Here is a 19011-nt window from a genome sequence, read left to right as displayed (position 1 = left end):
TTGAGGAGAGACCGATGGTTGCCGCATTGCTTGATCGTCTGGGAGTCAACCCGGCCCTGTACCAGAACGGCAAAGTGCCGGTGCATTCACCCATCGATGGCAGCGAAATTGCCTCCGTGAACTGGGAAGGCGCTGCTGAAGTCGAGCAACACATCAGTCGCGCAGATCATGCATTCGAGCACTGGCGCAAGGTGCCAGCGCCGCGTCGCGGTGAGCTGGTGCGCCAGTTCGGCGAAGTGTTGCGCGAGTACAAGGCGGACCTCGGCGAGTTGGTGTCGTGGGAGGCTGGCAAGATCACTCAGGAAGGTCTGGGTGAAGTGCAGGAGATGATCGACATCTGCGACTTCGCCGTCGGCCTGTCGCGCCAGTTGTACGGTCTGACCATCGCCTCCGAGCGCCCGGGCCACCATATGCGTGAAACCTGGCATCCGCTTGGCGTGGTCGGCGTCATCAGCGCGTTCAACTTCCCGGTCGCAGTGTGGGCGTGGAACACCACCCTGGCGCTGGTCTGCGGCAACCCGGTGGTGTGGAAGCCATCAGAGAAAACCCCGCTGACCGCGCTGGCCTGTCAGGCACTGTTTGATCGCGTAGTGAAAAATTTCAGCGATGCCCCGGCGAGCCTGTGCCAGGTGGTGATCGGCGGACGCGATGCCGGCGAAGCGCTGGTCGATGATCCGCGTGTTGCGCTGATCAGCGCCACCGGCAGCACGCGCATGGGCCGCGAAGTGGCGCCGAAAGTCGCCGCGCGTTTTGCCCGCAGCATCCTTGAACTGGGCGGCAACAACGCGATGATCCTCGGCCCGAGCGCCGATCTGGACATGGCAGTGCGCGCGATTCTGTTCAGCGCCGTCGGCACCGCCGGGCAACGCTGCACGACTTTGCGCCGTCTGATCGCCCATGAATCGGTCAAGGAAGAAATCGTCACTCGCCTCAAGGCGGCCTATTCGAAAGTACGCATCGGCCATCCGCTGGAAGGCAATCTGGTCGGCCCGCTGATCGACAAGCACAGCTTCGAAAACATGCAGGATGCGCTGGAACAGGCACTGAGCGAAGGCGGCCGGGTGTTCGGTGGCAAGCGTCAACTGGAAGAGCAATTCCCCAACGCCTACTACGTGTCGCCGGCCATCGTGGAAATGCCCGAGCAGAGCGACGTGGTCTGCAGCGAAACCTTCGCGCCGATTCTCTACGTGGTCGGCTACAGCGATTTCGAGGAAGCGCTGCGCCTGAACAACGCCGTGCCGCAAGGCCTGTCATCGTGCATCTTCACCACCGACGTGCGTGAGGCCGAGCGGTTCATGTCGGCGGTCGGCAGCGACTGCGGCATCGCCAACGTCAACATCGGCCCGAGCGGCGCGGAAATCGGCGGCGCGTTTGGTGGCGAGAAAGAAACCGGCGGCGGCCGTGAGTCCGGCTCCGATGCCTGGCGCGCGTACATGCGTCGGCAGACCAACACCGTCAACTACTCGCTGGAATTGCCGTTGGCGCAGGGCATTACATTCGATTAAGCAGCTACAAGCTTCAAGCTACAAGCGTCAAGCAGACCGGCTTGCAGCTTGTAGCTTGTGGCTTGCGGCTGCTCCGACAGGAGCTTGGCAATGCCGTTACGCGAAGAATGTCTGTGGGAAACGCTCACGCCACAACGCCCGGATAACACCGCGCTCAAGGGCGAGGTCAAGGTCGATGTCTGCGTGATCGGCGCCGGGTTCACGGGGTTGTCAGCGGCGCTGCATCTGTTGGAAAAAGGCAAAAGCGTCTGCGTGCTGGAAGCGCATCGCGCAGGGCACGGTGGCTCCGGGCGCAATGTCGGGCTGGTCAACGCCGGCATGTGGATTCCTCCGGACGAGATCGAGGCCGGTTTCGGCGAGGCGGTCGGCAGTCAGCTCAACCGCATGCTCGGTGCGGCGCCGGCGCTGGTGTTCAGCCTTGTGGATAAATACGCCATCGATTGCCAGTTGCGCCGCGAGGGCACCTTGCACATGGCGCACAACGCCAAGGGCGAGGCGGATTTGCGCAGTCGCGAGCAGCAATGGAAACGCCGTGGCGCGCCGGTCGAACTGCTCACCGGCAAGGCCTGCGAGCAAGCCACCGGCACGCAGAAAATTGCCGCCGCGTTGCTGGACCGCCGCGCCGGCACGCTCAATCCGATGGCCTATGTCACCGGGCTGGCCAATGCCGTGCGCGGGCTCGGCGGGCAGATGTTCGATCATTCGCCAGTGGCTCGCCTCGAGCGAGTCGGGCCGAAGTGGTCGGTACAGACCGCACAGGGTTCGGTGCTCGCTGAACAAGTGGTCATCGCCTCCAACGCCTACACCGAAGGCGACTGGACCGAACTCAAGCGCAATTTCTTTCCCGGCTATTACTACCAGGTCGCCTCGGTGCCACTCAGCGAAGACGCTGCGCAAGAAATTCTCCCGGGCGGGCAGGGCTCGTGGGACACCCGTCAGGTGCTGAGCAGCATCCGCCGCGACAAGGACGGGCGCCTGTTGCTCGGCAGCCTCGGCAATGGCAACCAGAAACCGACCTGGTTTCTCAAAGCCTGGGCTGATCGGGTGCAGCAGCATTACTTCCCCAATCTGAAGCCGGTCGAGTGGGAATGCACCTGGACCGGGCGCATTGCGTTTACCCCTGATCACCTGATGCGCCTGTTCGAACCGGCGCCGGGACTGGTGGCCGTCACCGGTTATAACGGTCGCGGCGTCACCACCGGCACGGTGGTCGGCAAAGCTTTTGCCGATTACCTGTGCAACGGCAATCCGCAGGCACTGCCGATTCCCTTCGCACCGATGCAGCCCCTGGCCGGAGTGGGCTTGCGCAGTTGCCTGTACGAGGCCGGGTTTTCCCTGTATCACGCGGGCCAGTGCCTGCGCATCGTCATTTGAGTGTTGAAATTTGTTGCCGCAAGCGGCGCTTTTGCATCCAGCGACTAGCCTGTAATGGTGCGGGTTGTAGCAGTCCCGCACCAGCAGTGTGCAGTTCGGTGACGCGGGCTGTTACAGGCTGGTTGCACGTCGTTTGCCGCTGCGGTTGCAATGATGGCGCGTGCGGGTTGCGCCTGAAAAAACAAATGGTTTCACCTTCCGCGGTTTAGACGGTTGCACGCCCAATGAAAATGGGACCGAAACAGTCGAAATAACAACAACGCAGCGACTTTCTGAAGAATAAAAAACCGATGGCACGGGCCTTGCTCTGAGCTTTGAGTGAAGTGAAGTCGCAGTGCCAACTAAAAAAAACCTTGGAGCACCACCTCATGTCCCAGACGTTTTACAAGAAAGGCTTTCTGGCCCTCGCAGTCGCTACTGCGCTGGGTGTTTCTGCGTTTGCTCAAGCTGATATCAAGATCGGTGTAGCGGGTCCGATGACCGGTGCCAACGCGGCATTCGGCGAGCAGTACATGAAGGGTGCACAGGCGGCGGCCGATGCGGTCAACGCGGCGGGTGGCGTCAATGGGGAAAAAATCGTCCTGGTCAAAGGCGACGACGCCTGCGAACCGAAGCAGGCGGTGACGGTCGCCAAGGACCTCACCAACCAGAAAGTCGCCGGCGTGGTCGGGCACTTCTGCTCCTCGTCGACTATTCCAGCCTCGGAAATCTACGACGAAGCCGGGATCATCGCGATCACCCCGGGCTCGACCAACCCGCAAGTTACCGAGCGTGGCCTCAGCGCCATGTTCCGTATGTGCGGACGTGACGACCAGCAAGGCATCGTTGCCGGCGACTACATCGTCGACATGCTCAAGGGCAAGAAAGTCGTCGTGCTGCACGACAAGGACACCTACGGCCAAGGCCTGGCGGACGCCACCAAGGCTCAGCTGGAAAAACGCGGCGTCAAGCCTGTGCTGTACGAAGGCCTGACCCGTGGCGAGAAAGACTTCAGCACCATCGTCACCAAGATCCGTGGCGCCGGCGCCGATGTCGTCTACTTTGGCGGCCTGCATCCGGAAGCCGGTCCACTGGTTCGCCAGTTGCGTGAGCAAGGCCTGAAAGACGTCAAGTTCATGTCCGACGACGGCATCGTGACCGACGAGCTGGTGACCACCGCTGGCGGCCCGCAATTCACCGATGGCGTGCTGATGACCTTCGGCGCCGACCCGCGCCTGTTGCCTGAAAGCAAGACCGTAGTGGACGCGTTCCGCAAGGCCGGCACCGAGCCTGAGGGCTACACCCTGTACGCCTACGCCTCGGTTCAGACCCTGGCGGCAGCGTTCAACGGCGCGAAGAAAAACGACGGCGAAGCCGCTGCCAAGTGGCTGAAGGCCAACCCGGTGAAAACCGTGATGGGCGAGAAGACCTGGGACGCCAAAGGCGACCTGAAAGTCTCCGACTACGTGGTTTACCAGTGGGACAAGGACGGCAAATACCACCAGCTGGAAAAGCAGAAGTAAGGGCTGAAGCGATCATCTGATTACTACCGATCCCCTGTGGGAGCGAGCCTGCTCGCGAAGACGCACTGACAAACAACCTCCGCGTTGAATGTTCAACCGCTTTCGCGAGCAGGCTCGCTCCCACAAAGGGGTTCCGTGTGGTCAGGGCTGATCACGCTCCGACATTGCTCCGACGTACATCTGTATTTTTCCTAGAAGAACCGCGCGCCGATGGCGCGCAGGTTCTCACTGCGTGAGATTGCGTTATGGATGGTATTTTCCTGCAGCAACTGGTCAATGGCCTGACCCTCGGGTCGGTCTATGGCCTGATCGCCATCGGCTACACAATGGTCTACGGCATCATCGGCATGATCAACTTCGCCCACGGCGAGGTTTACATGATTTCCGCTTACCTGGCGGCAATCAGTCTGGCTCTGCTGGCTTACTTCGGTATCGAATCCTTCCCGCTGCTGATGCTCGGCACGCTGATCTTCACCATCGTCGTCACGGCGGTGTATGGCTGGGTCATCGAGCGTGTTGCCTACAAACCCCTGCGTAACTCGACCCGCCTGGCGCCGCTGATCAGCGCTATCGGTATTTCGCTGATTCTGCAGAACTACGCACAGATCGCTCAGGGCGCCAAACAACAGGGCGTGCCTACGCTGCTGACCGGTGCCTGGCGTGTTGAAGTCGGCACCGGCTTCGTACAACTGACCTACACCAAAGTCTTCATCCTGATCGCCGCATTCGTCGGCATGGGGCTGCTGACCTACGTCATCAAATACACCAAGCTCGGCCGCATGTGCCGTGCGACCCAGCAAGACCGCAAGATGGCCTCGATCCTGGGGATCAACACCGACCGGGTGATTTCCTATGTGTTCATCATCGGTGCAGCCATGGCGGCACTGGCCGGTGTGCTGATCACCATGAACTACGGCACGTTCGACTTCTATGCCGGCTTCATCATCGGCATCAAGGCGTTCACCGCAGCGGTGCTGGGCGGCATCGGTTCACTGCCCGGCGCGATGCTCGGCGGGATCATCCTCGGCATCTCCGAGTCGCTGTTCTCCGGTCTGGTCAACTCCGACTACAAAGACGTGTTCAGTTTCTCGCTGCTCGTCCTCGTACTGGTCTTCCGGCCGCAGGGCCTGTTGGGCCGTCCTCTTGTGTCGAAGGTGTAAGCGATGTCTGCAACCACTGAAAAATCCATCGATATCAAAAAAAGCCTGGTCGAAGCGATTCTTGCCGGCCTGATTGCGCTGATCGTGTTCGGGCCGATTGTCGGCGTGGTCCTCGACGGCTACAGCTTCAACCTCGAAGCGACCCGCGTGGCGTGGATCATTGCCATCGTCATGGCCGGTCGCTTTGCCCTCAGCCTGTTCCTGCAAACGCCCAAGGGCCTGAAGATCCTCGACGGGTTCGAGAGCAGCGGTTCCGGCGTGCACGTGCTGCCGGCAGATTACAAATCGCGGCTGCGCTGGATCATCCCGCTGATTATCGTGCTGGCGATCATCGTGCCGTTTGTTTCCAACTCCTACCTGCTCGGCGTGGTCATCCTCGGTTTGATCTACGTGCTGCTGGGGCTGGGGCTGAACATTGTGGTCGGTCTGGCCGGGCTGCTCGACCTTGGTTACGTGGCGTTCTACGCCATCGGTGCCTACGGTCTGGCATTGGGTTATCAATATCTGGGTCTGGGTTTCTGGACCGTGCTGCCGCTGGCGGCGATCACCGCAGGCCTGGCTGGCTGCATTCTCGGTTTCCCGGTGTTGCGTCTGCACGGTGACTATCTGGCGATCGTGACCCTGGGTTTTGGTGAAATCATTCGTCTGGTGCTGAACAACTGGCTGTCGCTGACTGGCGGCCCGAACGGCATGCCGGCGCCACTGCCGACGTTCTTCGGTCTGGAGTTCGGCAAGCGGGCGAAGGATGGCGGGGTGCCGTTTCACGAGTTCTTCGGCCTGACCTACAACCCCGACGTGAAGTATTACTTCATCTACGCAGTGCTGTTCCTGGTGGTGCTGGCGGTGCTGTACGTCAAGCATCGGCTGGTGAAGATGCCGGTCGGTCGCGCCTGGGAAGCCCTGCGTGAAGATGAAATCGCCTGCCGTTCGATGGGCCTGAACCACGTACTGGTCAAACTCTCGGCGTTCACCATCGGTGCGTCGACGGCGGGTCTGGCCGGGGTGTTCTTCGCCACTTATCAAGGCTTCGTCAACCCGACCTCGTTCACCTTCTTCGAATCGGCGCTGATCCTCGCCATCGTCGTGCTCGGCGGCATGGGCTCGACCATTGGCGTGGTCATCGCCGCATTCGTGCTCACCGTCGCTCCGGAACTGCTGCGCGGCTTCGCTGAGTACCGCGTGCTGCTGTTCGGCATCCTGATGGTGTTGATGATGATCTGGCGACCACGCGGGCTGATCCGCATCAGCCGCACCGGGGTCAAACCACGCAAAGGTGCCATTCACTACGAGAGGACTGCGCCATGAGTGAAGTCGTACTCTCTGTTGAAAAACTGATGATGCATTTCGGTGGCATCAAGGCTTTGAGCGATGTCAGCCTGAAGGTCAAACGCAATTCGATCTTCGCCCTGATCGGACCCAATGGTGCCGGCAAGACCACGGTGTTCAACTGCCTGACCGGTTTCTACAAGGCCACGGGCGGCAAGATCGAACTCAATGTGCGCGGCCAGCAGACCAACGTCATCCAGTTGCTGGGCGAGTCGTTCAAACCGACCGATTTCGTCTCGCCGAAATCCTTTCTCAGCCGCATGTACTACAAGATGTTCGGCGGTACTCATCTGGTGAACCGTGCCGGTCTCGCCCGTACGTTCCAGAACATTCGCCTGTTCAAGGAAATGTCGGTGCTGGAAAACCTGCTGGTGGCGCAGCACATGTGGGTCAACCGCAACATGCTCGCCGGTATTCTCAACACCAAGGGCTATCGCAAGGCCGAGAGCGATGCGCTGGATGTCGCGTTCTACTGGCTCGAAGTGGTCGATCTGGTCGACTGCGCCAACCGTCTCGCCGGTGAACTCTCGTACGGCCAACAACGCCGTCTGGAGATTGCTCGGGCCATGTGCACGCGGCCGCAGATCATCTGCCTCGACGAACCGGCCGCCGGCCTCAACCCTCAGGAAACCGAAGCGCTCAGCGCGATGATCCGGCTGCTGCGCGACGAGCACGATCTGACCGTGGTGCTGATCGAACACGACATGGGCATGGTCATGAGCATTTCCGATCACATCGTGGTTCTTGACCACGGCATCGTCATCGCCGAAGGCGGACCGGAAGCGATCCGCAACGATCCGAAAGTGATCGCGGCCTATCTGGGCGCCGACGAAGAGGAGCTGGTATGAGCCAACCGATCCTCGAACTACGCAATCTGGACGTGTTCTACGGCCCGATCCAGGCGCTCAAAGGCGTTTCTTTGCAGATCAACGAAGGCGAAACCGTCAGCCTGATCGGCTCCAACGGTGCCGGCAAGTCGACCCTGCTGATGTCGATCTTCGGCCAGCCACGAGCGGCGGGCGGGCAGATTCTCTATCAGGGCGTCGATATCACGCAGAAGTCCTCGCACTACATCGCCTCCAACGGTATTGCGCAGTCGCCGGAAGGGCGGCGGGTTTTTCCCGACATGACCGTCGAGGAAAACCTGCTGATGGGCACCATCCCGATTGGCGACAAGTACGCCAAAGAGGACATGCAGCGCATGTTCGAGCTGTTTCCACGGCTTGAAGAGCGACGCAATCAGCGGGCGATGACCATGTCTGGCGGGGAACAGCAGATGCTCGCCATCGCCCGTGCGCTGATGAGCCGGCCGAAGCTGTTGCTGCTCGATGAGCCGAGCCTGGGTCTGGCACCGATCGTGGTGAAGCAGATTTTCGCCACGCTACGCGAGCTGGCGAAAACCGGGATGACGATTTTCCTCGTCGAGCAGAACGCCAACCATGCGCTGAAGCTGTCGGACCGGGCGTATGTGATGGTCAACGGCGAGATTCGCCTGACCGGCACCGGCAAAGAACTGCTGGTGCATGAGGAGGTGCGTAACGCCTATCTGGGCGGGCACTGATTCTTCTCGCGGTTGTACACAGCCCCGGCGACGAGAGTCCCGGGGTTTTTTATTTTTGGGATCCACCACAGGTAAATTGGGTAATTCCCGAAATTGTGGAAAACAAATTCTCCAAGCTGCCAAAGCGCGACATATAGACGCTGCAAATGGCTGTTTTTCCACAGTTTTGACTTGTCCCCGGTTACTGTGGAACTGGCTGTGAATAACGTGGGTGTATATGGTTGCAGGCCTTGTAATCCGTGGCCTCCGGGCTTGTGATTGTTTTTTGATCAGTCAGTTTCAAGCAGGCGTGAGGCGCCATTGTCAACCTTTTTATAGCGCATCCAGGTCGGGTACGGTTGTGTGTAAAAGCCTGTGGATAAGTCTGTGACTAAACTCTGGAAAGACCTCGCGGAGCGCCGTAATTGCTGGCCTCGCGCAATCACCCGGTTGCACCGTCCGTCGTGCAAAATGCCCTGTGCCGCACATCCCCCGCCTCACGGTCAAGCAAAAAACTTTCCATTTCGCCCGCAAAGCCTTGTGTGGCGCGGCTTTGCGCGTTTGCACTTGCCCCCGGAAACTGTGGAGCAGACTGTGGATAACATGCGTGCACATGGCTACAGGCCACGCTGGCTATGGCCTTGGCAGGTCTGGTTGATTTTTGTACAGCTGGCAAGTGTTGCCCGTATCCGCGAGGGCGGGCATGCTGCCTGCTGATTTTCTATTCCAAGGGCTGCCGTGGCGGCCGAAGCAAGGAGAACACGATGTCCGACACCCTGTTTATCACCGGCGCGACGTCCGGTTTTGGTGAAGCCTGTGCCCGGCGTTTTGCCGAGGCTGGCTGGAAGCTGGTCCTGACCGGCCGTCGTGAAGAACGCCTCAATGCCCTGTGCGCTGAACTGTCGAAGCAGACCGAAGTGCACGGTCTGGTTCTCGATGTGCGCGATCGCAAGGCGATGGAGGAGGCGATTGCCAACCTGCCGCCGTCGTTCGCCAAACTTCGTGGCCTGATCAACAACGCCGGCCTGGCGCTCGGCGTCGACCCGGCGCCCAAGTGTGACCTGGATGACTGGGACACCATGGTCGACACCAACGTCAAAGGCCTGATGTACGCCACCCGCCTGCTGCTGCCTCGGCTGATCGCCCACGGCCGTGGCGCCGGTATCGTCAACCTCGGTTCCATCGCCGGCAACTACCCGTACCCGGGCAGCCATGTGTATGGCGCGAGCAAAGCCTTCGTCAAACAGTTCTCGCTGAACCTGCGTTGCGACTTGCAAGGCACTGGCGTGCGGGTCAGCAACATTGAGCCCGGCCTGTGCGAAAGCGAGTTCTCGCTGGTGCGTTTTGCCGGTGACCAGGAACGCTACAACGCCACTTACGCCGGCGCCGAGCCGATCCAGCCGCAGGACATCGCCGAGACGATCTTCTGGGTCATGAACACCCCGGCGCATATCAACATCAACAGCCTGGAGCTGATGCCGGTGAGCCAGACCTGGGCCGGGTTTGCCATCGAGCGTAACAAGGCTTGATACCGCGCTGAGGCCATTCGCGAGCAGGCTCGCTCCCACAGGAGAATGCATTCCAAACTGTGGGAGCGAGCCTGCTCGCGAAAAGGCCGGCACAGGCAAAACAGGACGATAAGCTAAACTCCGCACTCAACCAGCCCACTGCATTCGGCGGTGTGCAAGGTTTCATGAGGAGTTCAAGTGAGTAACCGAGGTGAGCAGGCACTGCTCAAACAGTCGACGCTGCTGATGCTGGCGGTGTCGATTGCCGGGATCGTCACCGGTTTTGTTTCAGGTTCGCAATCCATCCTGTTCGATGGCTTTTTTTCGCTGATCGCGACATTCATCAAAATCCTGATGCTGATCACCGCCCGGCTGATCGCCAAGCAAAGCAATCAGCGTTTCCAGTTCGGCTTCTGGCATCTGGAGCCGATGGTGCTGCTGATCGAGGGTAGCTTCCTGCTGTTGATCGCCATCTACGCCTTTCTCAACGGTGTGTTCGGCATCATCAATGGTGGCCGTGATATCGAGTTGGGTCTGGTGATCGTCTACGCGGCGGTATTCACCGTCGTCGAGTTCGCCTACTTCTTCTACGTGCGCCGGCGTAATCGCACGCTCAAATCCAGCCTGATCCAGTTCGACAACATCAGTTGGCTGGTCGACGCGATGCTCTCGGTGGGGTTGTTGATCAGTTTCCTCGCCGCGCTGCTGCTCAAGTCCCAGGGCTATGGCGAGTGGGCGGTGTATGTCGACCCGCTGATCCTGATCGTGCTGGCGCTGACCATGCTGCCCCCGGCGTTGAAGATCCTCGGCCCGGCGTTGCGTGATGTGCTGGGAATCGCCCCGGACACTCTGGATGAGCAGGTCAGGCAGGTCATGGAGGTGGCGAAGGTCGAGCATGGTTTCGACGATTACGTGTCCTACGTGCAAAAGCACGGCCGGGCGCGGTTCATCGAAATTCATGTGGTGTTGCCGGCGGATTATCCGCTGCGCAATGTCGCGCAGCTGGACGCGCTACGTGAGCAGATATCGGCGCAGTTGGGCGAGCCGGATGCGGCGAGGTGGCTGACGATCAGCTTCACCGGGGACAAGAAGTGGATTGCCTGATCTGATCCGGATGTCTGCTGAGAACACAGTTGTGGCGAGGGGATTTATTGTGGCGAGGGGATTTATCCCCGTTGGGGCGCGCAGCGGCCCCGCTCTTTTCAGGGCCGCTACGCGCCCCAACGGGGAAATCCCCTCGCCACGGTAACCCTCTAGCCCCAAATCCTGCTTTGCACGGGTCAGCGAAGATATTCAGCCAGGCCGACGTAGCAAGTCGCCAAATGATAAGGCGTGGTCGAAGGCATGTCCTTGCGGCTGACCTCTCCATTCTCATCGCGACACTCATGCCAGCCGCCGGCATGCAGAAACCGCTGCTGCAACGCCTGCAACTGGCGCAGCACCACTGCTTCGCTGTCCGCCCGCATGGTCAGCGCGCGCAGGTATTCGGCTTGAGCCCAGATCCGCTGGGTCGAATCCCTGGGCCGGCCATTGCTTTCCAGATCAAGCATCGCCCGCACCGCGCCGCAGGACTCCAGCACGCCGTACTGCTCGGTAAAGGCAAATGCCCGATCCAGCGCCCGGTGCAGTTTCGAATCGCGCAACAGCGCCGACGATTCGAGCAGGAAATACCATTCGAACTGGTGTCCCGGCTCGTACCAGTTATCCACAGCACCCAGCGGCTTCTCCATCAACACGCCGTATTGCGGATCGACGAACTGCTTGTGCATGGCTGTGCATAACTCAAGCAGGGCCTTCTGCGTTTGCGGGTCTTCACGCACGGCGAGGGTCGCCAGAAAAGCTTCGGCCAGATGCATCAGCGGATTTTGCAGTGGCCCGGTTTGCAGGGTGAGCCAATCACGCTCAAGGCAGGCTTCGTACAAACCGTCGCCGGTGGCGAATCGGCGGCCGATGATTTCCAGCGCGGCGTTCAATGTCGACTCGGCCAGCGAATCCCGAGACTTGTCCCAGTAATGCGCGCAGGCGAACAGGATGAAGGCGTGGGTGTAGAGATCCTTGCGCTGGTCCAGCGGCTTGCCCTGTGCGTCGATGCTGTAGAACCAGCCGCCGTGCTCGGCATCATGGAAATGCCGTTGCAGCGAACGGAACAACGCGGCGGCGCGGACTTCGGCGTTATCCACAACCCCGATCAGGCTGGAGAACAGATACAGCTGCCGTGCGCAGGCCATCGCCCGATAGCGCTGCACTGGCAACGGCTGGTGTGTAGCGTCCAGCGCCTCATAGGGCAACGCCATGTCGGCATTCCAGCCCGGGCCTTGCCACAGCGGCACGATCACGTCGAGGAAGTGCTGCTGCACTTGGCCAAACAGGGCGGTCAATTCGGGCAGGGCGGTGGAGCGGGAAGCGTGGGGCATGGGCGGGCGTCACGGGCTGGGGCGATTGCGCGACATGGTAGCAGAGAGCACTGCTTGAGAGAGGCGGTGTCTGTCAGGCCGTCTTCGCGAGCAGGCTCGCTCCCACAGTGGATTTGCAGCGTACACAAAACCTGTGGGAGCGAGCCTGCTCGCGAAGAGGCCAGTTCAGGCAATAAAAAATCAGCCTGCGAGCAACCACACCCCAGTCGCCGCCGAAGCCGCACCCGCCAACCGCACCAGCGGCGCCGCTGCCTGCGGAAGAACTCGCACCACGCCATAACCGAGTGCATGCAACACCGCCGTCGCGGCCACAAACCCGGCCGCATACGCCCACGGGCTGCTCATGTCCGGCAGCTCCAGCCCATGCGCCACGCCATGGAACAGCGCAAACAGCGCCGTCGCTGCCACCGCCATCACCAGCGGCGGACGCACTGCCAGTGCCACGGCCAGGCCCAGCGCCAATACCGAGGCGGCTATCCCGCTCTCCAGCGCCGGCAACTCCAGCCCTTCAAAACCGAGCAAACCTCCGAGCAACATGGTGCCGACAAAGGTGCACGGCAGCGCCCAGCGCGCCGCGCCTTGTTGCTGCGCCGCCCACAAACCGACGGCGAGCATTGCCAGCAAGTGGTCGAGCCCGCCGATCGGGTGGCTGATGCCCGCGACGAGGCCGCTGTCGCCATGCCCCGGATGAGCGAACGCCAGTGCCGGTGTCAGCAGCAACGCCAGAGCGCCAAGAATGCGTTTGAGTGTCATGGATAAGCTTCCTTGTGGATAAGTGGATCAGGCGGCGGTCAGCAGGCCCTGACGTTCGATGAAGGCGATGATTTCTTCGAGGCCCTGACCGGTTTTCTGGTTGCTGAACACGAACGGCTTGCCGTTGCGCATGCGTTTGGTGTCGCTGTCCATCATTTCCAGCGAGGCGCCCACCAGTGGCGCGAGGTCGATCTTGTTGATCACCAGCAGGTCGGACTTGCAGATCCCCGGGCCGCCCTTGCGCGGCAGCTTGTCGCCGGCGGAGACGTCGATCACGTAGATGGTCAGATCCGACAGCTCCGGGCTGAAGGTCGCCGAGAGGTTGTCGCCGCCGGACTCCACCAGAATCAGATCCAGCCCGGGAAAGCGCCGGTTCAGTTGATCGACCGCTTCGAGGTTGATCGAGGCGTCTTCACGGATCGCCGTGTGCGGGCAGCCGCCGGTTTCCACGCCGATGATCCGCTCCGGCGCGAGGGCTTCGTTGCGCACCAGGAAATCGGCGTCTTCGCGGGTGTAGATGTCGTTGGTGACCACGGCGAGGTTGTAGCGCTCGCGCAGGGCCAGGCACAGGGCGAGTGTCAGCGCAGTTTTGCCGGAACCGACCGGGCCGCCGATGCCGACGCGCAGAGGTTGTGTATCCATTTCATTCTCCAAAATAAACAGCCCTAAGAGCGGAAGAGACGGCTGTACTGGCGCTCGTGGGCCATGCACGCCAGGGACAGGCCAAACGCGGCGCTGCCGATGTGTTCGGGGTTGATGTGGGTCGCATCGTGCTGGGCCTGTTGCAGCAGTGGCAGCAGTTCGCTGGTCAGGCGCTGGGCGGCTTGCTGGCCCAACGGCAGGGTCTTCATCAACACGGCGAGCTGGTTTTCCAACCAGCTCCACAGCCACGCGGCAAGAGCATCCTGCGGGCTGATGCCCCAGGCGCGTGCCGCCAGTGCCCAGCACAGGGCCAGATGCGGTTCTGGGGTCTGGTCAAGAAAGTCGCGGGCGGGCGCATCGAGTTCTGGCAAACCGTTCAACAACTGCTGCAGGGAGTAGCCCATCTGCCGGCTCTCCAGATGCAGCTCACGGGTTTCGCGACTGGCGCGGTGGCTCTCGCAGAGTTGTCGTAATTCGGCCCAGTTTTCATTTGCTGCGGCTTGGCAATGCGCCAACAGCAGCGGCGCTTCGAAGCGGGCGAGATTGAGCAGCAGTTGATCGCTGATCCAGCGCCGGGCGCCGTCAGGGTTGTGGACCCGGCCGTTATCCACCGCCATTTCCAGACCTTGGGAATAGCTGTAGCCGCCAATCGGCAATTGCGGACTGGCCAGACGCAGCAGCGCCCAGGCCGGATTCACAGGCGCACGCCGAACTGATGGAGTTTCGGCGCGTAGTTGAAGTCTTCGTCACCGTGGCGGGAGTGATGATGGCCGCCGCCGTAAGCGCCGTGTTCCGGCTGGAACGGCGCTTCGATAGCCTCGACCCGGGCGCCGAGCTGTTCGAGCATCGCTTTGAGCACGTAATCGTCGAGCAGGCGCAGCCAGCCATCGCCGACTTGCAGGGCGACGTGGCGGTTGCCGAGGTGATAGGCCGCGCGCGTCAGTTCGAACGCATTGGCGCACGTGACGTGGAGCAGTTGTTCGGGACGGGCGCAGACGCGCACGACACGGCCGTCTTCGGCCTGCAGACATTCGCCGTCATACAGCGGTGGCTGGCCGCGCTCCAAAAACAACCCGACGTCTTCGCCTTCGGCACTGAAACAGCGCAAACGGCTTTTGCTGCGCGCTTCGAAGGTCAGGTGCAGCTCGGCGGCCCAGGCGGGTTGAGGGTCGATTCTGCGATGAATCACCAGCATCGGAAAGCTTCCAGCAATGAACGTTGATTGGGCTAGAGCAAGCGCCGCGCCAATCGGGCGATCTGTAGGAAATAGCTGTCGGCGCGTGCCTGATCTTTCAACAGGCGCGGCGATTCTGGAAGGTTTTGGTGCATGAAGGATTTGTCATGCACCAAAGCGAGGCCGTGGCGGATGTTCTATGTGGGAGCGAGCCTGGTCGGGAGTGCGCCGTGTCAGACAGATGTATTCAGCTGATCCAGCGCTTTCGCGAGCAGGCTCGCTCCCACAGGGGCTTTGCGCTGTGTCAGATAAAGAAGGGATTACTCGGTACTGCCCAGCCCTTGCCAGTGCTTGAGGCCGATGAAGATGAAGCGCAGTTGCTGGGTGATCTTCGCCTGTGGGGTCAGATGCTCCGGCAAGGCTTCGGCGGGCGGGTCGATGATGTCGGGGAGGGTGGCGAACACCGATTTGACGATCAGGTCGGCCATCACGCTGAGGCCGGCCAGATCCAGATGTTGCAGCTTGGGCATCAGCGCAAGGTCCGCCGCGAGGTCGGCGCTGATGTTCTCCCGCAGGCGTCCGATTGCCTGACGTACCGGCAGCGAGCCGCCGTATTGTTCGCGGGCGAGAAACAGGAATTGCGAGCGGTTGGCGTTGACCACATCAAGGAAGATGCGCACCGAAGCGTCGATGATGCCGCCCATGACGAATTCATTGTGGCGCACAAGGCGGATGGTCTCGCGGAAGGTCTGGCCGACTTCGCTGACCAGCACCAGCCCCAACTCGTCCATATCGGCGAAGTGCCGGTAGAAACCGGTAGGCACGATGCCGGCGGTCTTGCTCACTTCGCGCAGGCTCAGGCTGCCGAATCCTCGGCCGCTTTCCATCAGGTGGCGGGCAGCGTCCATCAGGGCGTTGCGGGTCTGTTGTTTCTGTTCGGCGCGGGGCAGCATCGCAGGGTGTGTTCTTCGGCAGGACAAGCGCCGCACTCTAGCAAATCGGCTTTGTCGGCGTCGAACGGGGAGTCGTTCAGCGAGGGTTTTACAGAAGCTGAAAAGTCAAAAGCCCAATCCGCTGATTGGGCTTTTTTGCCGGGCCGTCATGGGCTCAGCTCAATTTGCTGTTGCGTTCGATCACACGGTCACCACCGCCTTCAGCGAGGGCTTGACCCAGTGGGGTTTTATCGAAGCCGTCATCAGCCAGGGTCTGGCCCTGTGGAGTGCGCTCGGAACCGTCAGATGCCAGGGTCTGGCCTTGTGGGGTGCGCTCGGTACCGTCGGAAGCGAGGATCTGACCTTGTGGGGTGCGATCAGAGCCGTCCTGAACCAGGCCTTTTTCTTCGAGGCGGTTGCGACCGTTTTCAGCCAGGGCCTGGCCTTGAGGGGTGCGATCCGAGCCGTCTTGAACCAGGCCTTTTTCTTCGAGGCGGTTGCGGCCGTTTTCAGCCAGGGTCTGACCTTGTGGCGTGCGCTCGGAACCGTCGGAAGCTACGGTTTGGCTAAACACCGAGTGGCTGTCTTTGACTTGCGGAGTAGCCTGATCGGCAGCGGGCAGGGCGAAAGCAGTGCTGGCTAGCATCGACAGGGTAAGGCTGAGCAGTAATTGGCGTTTCATGATAGTGGCTCCTTGGGAGGGCGATAAAGTGGGTACGAGGGCAATGCTACTCTCGATAAGTCGATATAAAAGTTCATAAACGCAATGGTAATAATCAACAGAATTGATTGTTCGGCGCGAAGGCTCTAGATCGCGCCTTTGCGGGCGACGATTTTGCACCGTCGTGGGTATTTTCGACTCACTCGTGCCTCGCAAAAGTGCGGGTGGCGGTAACACTGCTCGACCGATCGGTCAGTTTTGCCGGGCTTTTTATGGCTTAAACTGCCTTTCAATTAAACCTGCGGGCCTTTCGCCAGTCACAGACTGCATAAGGGCCGCTTCGGTCTGCCGTTTCAGCTGTGCGTCGGGATGTTCGGCGTGCGGTCGTGATCAGGAGCTTTGTGCATGACGCGCACTGGAAAAATCTTCAGCTGGACCTTCGCCATCCTCGCGCTGCTGCTGGCAGCCTTGATTCTGATCATCGTGTTTTTCGACTGGAACCGGATCAAACCCACGATCAACGCCAAAGTTTCGGAAGAACTGCGCCGGGCGTTTGCCATCAACGGCAACCTCGCGGTGATCTGGCAGCGTGAGCCGGAAGAAGGCGGCTGGCGCTCCTGGGTGCCTTGGCCGCACGTGGTCGCCGAGGACTTGAGCCTGGGCAACCCGGACTGGTCGAAGCAGGCGCAGATGGTCACTCTGAAACGCGTCGAGCTGCGCATTTCGCCGCTGGCCCTGCTGGCCCAGCGCGTGGTGATTCCGCGCATCGACCTGACCGAGCCGAATGCCGAACTGCAACGTCTGGCCGATGGCCGCGCCAACTGGACGTTCAAATTCGATCCCAAGGACCCGAACGCCGAGCCGTCGAGCTGGGTGGTCGATATCGGCGCGATCGGTTTCGACAAGGGCCACGTGACCCTCGACGACCAGACCTTGAAGACCAACCTCGATGTGCTGATCGACCCGCTCGGCAAGCCGATTCCATTCAGCGAGATTGTCGGCGACAAAGCGGCGAAAACCGCTCAGGACAAGGGCGGCGCACCGCAGGACTATGCCTTCGCACTCAAGGTCAAAGGCCAGTATCACGGGCAGAACCTCACCGGGCAGGGCAAGATCGGCGGGTTGCTGGCATTGCAGGACGCGAGCAAGCCGTTCCCGTTGCAGGCCCAGGCGAAGATCGGCGACACCCGTATTGAACTGGCTGGCACCCTGACCGACCCGCTGAATCTCGGCGCCCTCGACCTCCGTCTGAAACTCGCTGGCGACAGCCTTGGCAACCTCTATCCGCTGACCGGCGTGACGCTGCCGGACACCCCACCGTATTCCACCGACGGCCACCTGATCGCCAAGCTGCATGACGAAGCCGGGGCGAGATTCACTTACGAGAAATTCAACGGCAAGATCGGCGACAGCGACATCCACGGCGACCTGACCTACGTTGCCAGCCAGCCACGGCCAAAACTCAGCGGCGCAATGGTTTCCAATCAACTGCTGTTCGCCGACCTTGCGCCGTTGATCGGTGCCGACTCCAACACCGAGCAAAAGGCCCGTGGCGGCGCGAGCAAGCAGCCAGCAGACAAAGTCCTGCCGGTCGAAGAATTCAAAACCGATCGCTGGCGCGCCATGGACGCCGATGTCGAGTTCACCGGCAAGCGCATCGTCCACAGCGAGAAGCTGCCGTTCAACGACCTCTATACCCATCTGAAACTCAACGACGGCGAACTCAGCCTGGAACCGCTGCGCTTTGGCGTTGCCGGCGGCACGCTGGATGCGCTGATCCGCCTCAACGGCCGCACCGAGCCGCTGGAAGGCCGGGCGCGTTTGACCGCACGCAAATTCAAACTCAAAGAGCTGTTCCCGACCTTCGAGCCGATGAAAACCAGTTTCGGTGAGCTCAATGGCGACGCCGACATCAGTGGCCGGGGCAACTCCGTGGCCAAGCTGCTCGGCGGCGCCAACGGCAATCTGAAGATGCTGATCAACGACGGTGCGATCAGCCGCGAGCTGATGGAACTGGCCGGGCTCAACGTCGGCAACTACGTGGTCGGCAAGATCTTTGGCGACAAGGAAGTGAAGATCAATTGCGCGGCGGCGGACTTCGACATCAAGACCGGCCTGGCCACGACACGGCTGTTTGTCTTCGATACCGAGAACGCAATCATCTACATCGATGGCACGGCGAACATGGCCACCGAGCAACTCGATCTGACCGTGACCCCGGAATCCAAAGGCTGGCGTCTGATCTCGCTGCGCTCGCCGCTGTATGTGCGCGGCAAGTTCATCAAACCGGATGCCGGCGTCAAAGCCGTACCGTTGATGCTGCGCGGGGCGGGGATGGTCGCGTTGGGCGTGATAGCCGCACCGGCGGCGGGGTTGCTGGCGCTGGTGGCGCCAAGCGGTGGCGAGCCGAATCAGTGCGCGCCGTTGCTGGAGCAGATGAAGCAGGGCAAGGCGCCGGTGACCGTTAAACCCAGCAAGTAAGCAGGGCAGATCAAAAGATCGCAGCCTTCGGCAGCTCCT

17 protein-coding genes are annotated in these 19011 nt (G+C 61.0%); 10 read left to right on the top strand and 7 right to left on the bottom strand.

Going from position 1 to position 19011, the window contains the following annotated elements; translation table 11 throughout:
• Window positions 1–14 precede the first annotated feature (14 nt).
• The 9 genes from amaB (at window position 15) to AB4N47_RS20255 (ending at window position 11019) form a co-directional block, all read left to right on the top strand.
• Window positions 15–1505, top strand: coding sequence for an L-piperidine-6-carboxylate dehydrogenase (gene amaB, locus AB4N47_RS20295; protein WP_016771920.1), 1491 nt, complete (start codon window positions 15–17; stop codon window positions 1503–1505).
• A gap of 90 nt (window positions 1506–1595) precedes the next feature.
• On the top strand, window positions 1596–2879 hold the full coding sequence (gene amaA, locus AB4N47_RS20290; protein WP_341638493.1) for an L-pipecolate oxidase: 1284 nt from the start codon (window positions 1596–1598) through the stop codon (window positions 2877–2879).
• A gap of 368 nt (window positions 2880–3247) precedes the next feature.
• Window positions 3248–4381, top strand: coding sequence for an ABC transporter substrate-binding protein (locus tag AB4N47_RS20285; RefSeq protein ID WP_041480713.1), 1134 nt, complete (start codon window positions 3248–3250; stop codon window positions 4379–4381).
• 245 nt (window positions 4382–4626) lie between these two features.
• On the top strand, window positions 4627–5541 hold the full coding sequence (locus tag AB4N47_RS20280; protein WP_016771918.1) for an ABC transporter permease subunit: 915 nt from the start codon (window positions 4627–4629) through the stop codon (window positions 5539–5541).
• A gap of 3 nt (window positions 5542–5544) precedes the next feature.
• Window positions 5545–6846 carry a high-affinity branched-chain amino acid ABC transporter permease LivM gene (gene livM / locus AB4N47_RS20275; protein ID WP_016771917.1) on the top strand — a complete coding sequence of 434 codons (1302 nt, stop codon included), beginning with the start codon at window positions 5545–5547 and terminating at the stop codon, window positions 6844–6846.
• Window positions 6843–7715, top strand: a complete 873-nt coding sequence (locus AB4N47_RS20270) for an ABC transporter ATP-binding protein (protein WP_016771916.1) — start codon at window positions 6843–6845, stop codon at window positions 7713–7715. The genes livM and AB4N47_RS20270 overlap by 4 nt, the downstream gene beginning before the upstream one ends.
• Window positions 7712–8428, top strand: a complete 717-nt coding sequence (locus AB4N47_RS20265) for an ABC transporter ATP-binding protein (RefSeq protein ID WP_341638494.1) — start codon at window positions 7712–7714, stop codon at window positions 8426–8428. Before AB4N47_RS20270 ends, AB4N47_RS20265 begins: the two co-directional genes overlap by 4 nt.
• Window positions 8429–9171: 743 nt before the next feature.
• Window positions 9172–9936: an SDR family oxidoreductase gene (locus AB4N47_RS20260; RefSeq protein WP_016771914.1), complete on the top strand. Its 765-nt coding sequence runs from the start codon at window positions 9172–9174 to the stop codon at window positions 9934–9936.
• A gap of 177 nt (window positions 9937–10113) precedes the next feature.
• Window positions 10114–11019 (top strand): cation diffusion facilitator family transporter, encoded by a 906-nt coding sequence (locus AB4N47_RS20255; protein WP_076565455.1) that lies wholly within the window; start codon window positions 10114–10116, stop codon window positions 11017–11019.
• Window positions 11020–11195: 176 nt separating this feature from the next.
• Here the strand turns inward: AB4N47_RS20255 and AB4N47_RS20250 are convergent, their stop codons facing one another.
• From AB4N47_RS20250 to AB4N47_RS20220, 7 genes are all read right to left on the bottom strand, one after another.
• The gene (locus AB4N47_RS20250; protein ID WP_341638495.1) at window positions 11196–12329 is read right to left on the bottom strand and encodes an AGE family epimerase/isomerase; all 1134 of its coding nucleotides are present in this window, start codon (window positions 12327–12329) and stop codon (window positions 11196–11198) included.
• Between the two features lie 180 nt (window positions 12330–12509).
• Complete coding sequence (locus tag AB4N47_RS20245) at window positions 12510–13082, bottom strand: HupE/UreJ family protein (RefSeq protein ID WP_016771911.1); 573 nt, start codon at window positions 13080–13082, stop codon at window positions 12510–12512.
• A 27-nt stretch (window positions 13083–13109) separates the two neighbouring features.
• On the bottom strand, window positions 13110–13724 hold the full coding sequence (gene ureG, locus AB4N47_RS20240; protein ID WP_016771910.1) for an urease accessory protein UreG: 615 nt from the start codon (window positions 13722–13724) through the stop codon (window positions 13110–13112).
• Window positions 13725–13747: 23 nt separating this feature from the next.
• Complete coding sequence (locus AB4N47_RS20235) at window positions 13748–14422, bottom strand: urease accessory protein UreF (RefSeq protein WP_258710931.1); 675 nt, start codon at window positions 14420–14422, stop codon at window positions 13748–13750.
• The gene (ureE, locus tag AB4N47_RS20230; protein WP_122699778.1) at window positions 14419–14919 is read right to left on the bottom strand and encodes an urease accessory protein UreE; all 501 of its coding nucleotides are present in this window, start codon (window positions 14917–14919) and stop codon (window positions 14419–14421) included. Before ureE ends, AB4N47_RS20235 begins: the two co-directional genes overlap by 4 nt.
• A 299-nt stretch (window positions 14920–15218) precedes the next feature.
• Entirely contained in the window at window positions 15219–15851 is a 633-nt protein-coding gene (locus tag AB4N47_RS20225) for a TetR family transcriptional regulator (protein WP_016771906.1), read from the bottom strand.
• A 154-nt stretch (window positions 15852–16005) separates the two neighbouring features.
• Complete coding sequence (locus AB4N47_RS20220; RefSeq protein ID WP_123443926.1) at window positions 16006–16512, bottom strand: hypothetical protein; 507 nt, start codon at window positions 16510–16512, stop codon at window positions 16006–16008.
• Window positions 16513–16896: 384 nt separating this feature from the next.
• On the opposite strand from AB4N47_RS20220, the gene AB4N47_RS20215 reads away from it, so the two are divergent.
• A complete protein-coding gene (locus AB4N47_RS20215) occupies window positions 16897–18972 on the top strand; it encodes an AsmA family protein (protein ID WP_341638496.1) in 2076 nt (691 codons plus the stop codon).
• Window positions 18973–19011 lie beyond the last annotated feature (39 nt).

This window comes from Pseudomonas sp. S3_G06 (assembly GCF_054667565.1).
Note: the sequence above shows the minus strand (reverse complement) of the source record. Positions and strands in the feature narration are given on the sequence as shown.

What these genes read in the sequence shown, in the direction of transcription:
- amaB (WP_016771920.1), top strand. Translation starts at nt 15, where the DNA reads ATGGTTGCCGCATTGCTTGATCGTCTGGGAGTCAACCCGGCCCTGTAC.
- amaA (WP_341638493.1), top strand. Translation starts at nt 1,596, where the DNA reads ATGCCGTTACGCGAAGAATGTCTGTGGGAAACGCTCACGCCACAACGC.
- AB4N47_RS20285 (WP_041480713.1), top strand. Translation starts at nt 3,248, where the DNA reads ATGTCCCAGACGTTTTACAAGAAAGGCTTTCTGGCCCTCGCAGTCGCT.
- AB4N47_RS20280 (WP_016771918.1), top strand. Translation starts at nt 4,627, where the DNA reads ATGGATGGTATTTTCCTGCAGCAACTGGTCAATGGCCTGACCCTCGGG.
- livM (WP_016771917.1), top strand. Translation starts at nt 5,545, where the DNA reads ATGTCTGCAACCACTGAAAAATCCATCGATATCAAAAAAAGCCTGGTC.
- AB4N47_RS20270 (WP_016771916.1), top strand. Translation starts at nt 6,843, where the DNA reads ATGAGTGAAGTCGTACTCTCTGTTGAAAAACTGATGATGCATTTCGGT.
- AB4N47_RS20265 (WP_341638494.1), top strand. Translation starts at nt 7,712, where the DNA reads ATGAGCCAACCGATCCTCGAACTACGCAATCTGGACGTGTTCTACGGC.
- AB4N47_RS20260 (WP_016771914.1), top strand. Translation starts at nt 9,172, where the DNA reads ATGTCCGACACCCTGTTTATCACCGGCGCGACGTCCGGTTTTGGTGAA.
- AB4N47_RS20250 (WP_341638495.1), bottom strand. Translation starts at nt 12,329, where the DNA reads ATGCCCCACGCTTCCCGCTCCACCGCCCTGCCCGAATTGACCGCCCTG.
- AB4N47_RS20245 (WP_016771911.1), bottom strand. Translation starts at nt 13,082, where the DNA reads ATGACACTCAAACGCATTCTTGGCGCTCTGGCGTTGCTGCTGACACCG.
- ureG (WP_016771910.1), bottom strand. Translation starts at nt 13,724, where the DNA reads ATGGATACACAACCTCTGCGCGTCGGCATCGGCGGCCCGGTCGGTTCC.
- ureE (WP_122699778.1), bottom strand. Translation starts at nt 14,919, where the DNA reads ATGCTGGTGATTCATCGCAGAATCGACCCTCAACCCGCCTGGGCCGCC.
- AB4N47_RS20225 (WP_016771906.1), bottom strand. Translation starts at nt 15,851, where the DNA reads ATGCTGCCCCGCGCCGAACAGAAACAACAGACCCGCAACGCCCTGATG.
- AB4N47_RS20220 (WP_123443926.1), bottom strand. Translation starts at nt 16,512, where the DNA reads ATGAAACGCCAATTACTGCTCAGCCTTACCCTGTCGATGCTAGCCAGC.
- AB4N47_RS20215 (WP_341638496.1), top strand. Translation starts at nt 16,897, where the DNA reads ATGACGCGCACTGGAAAAATCTTCAGCTGGACCTTCGCCATCCTCGCG.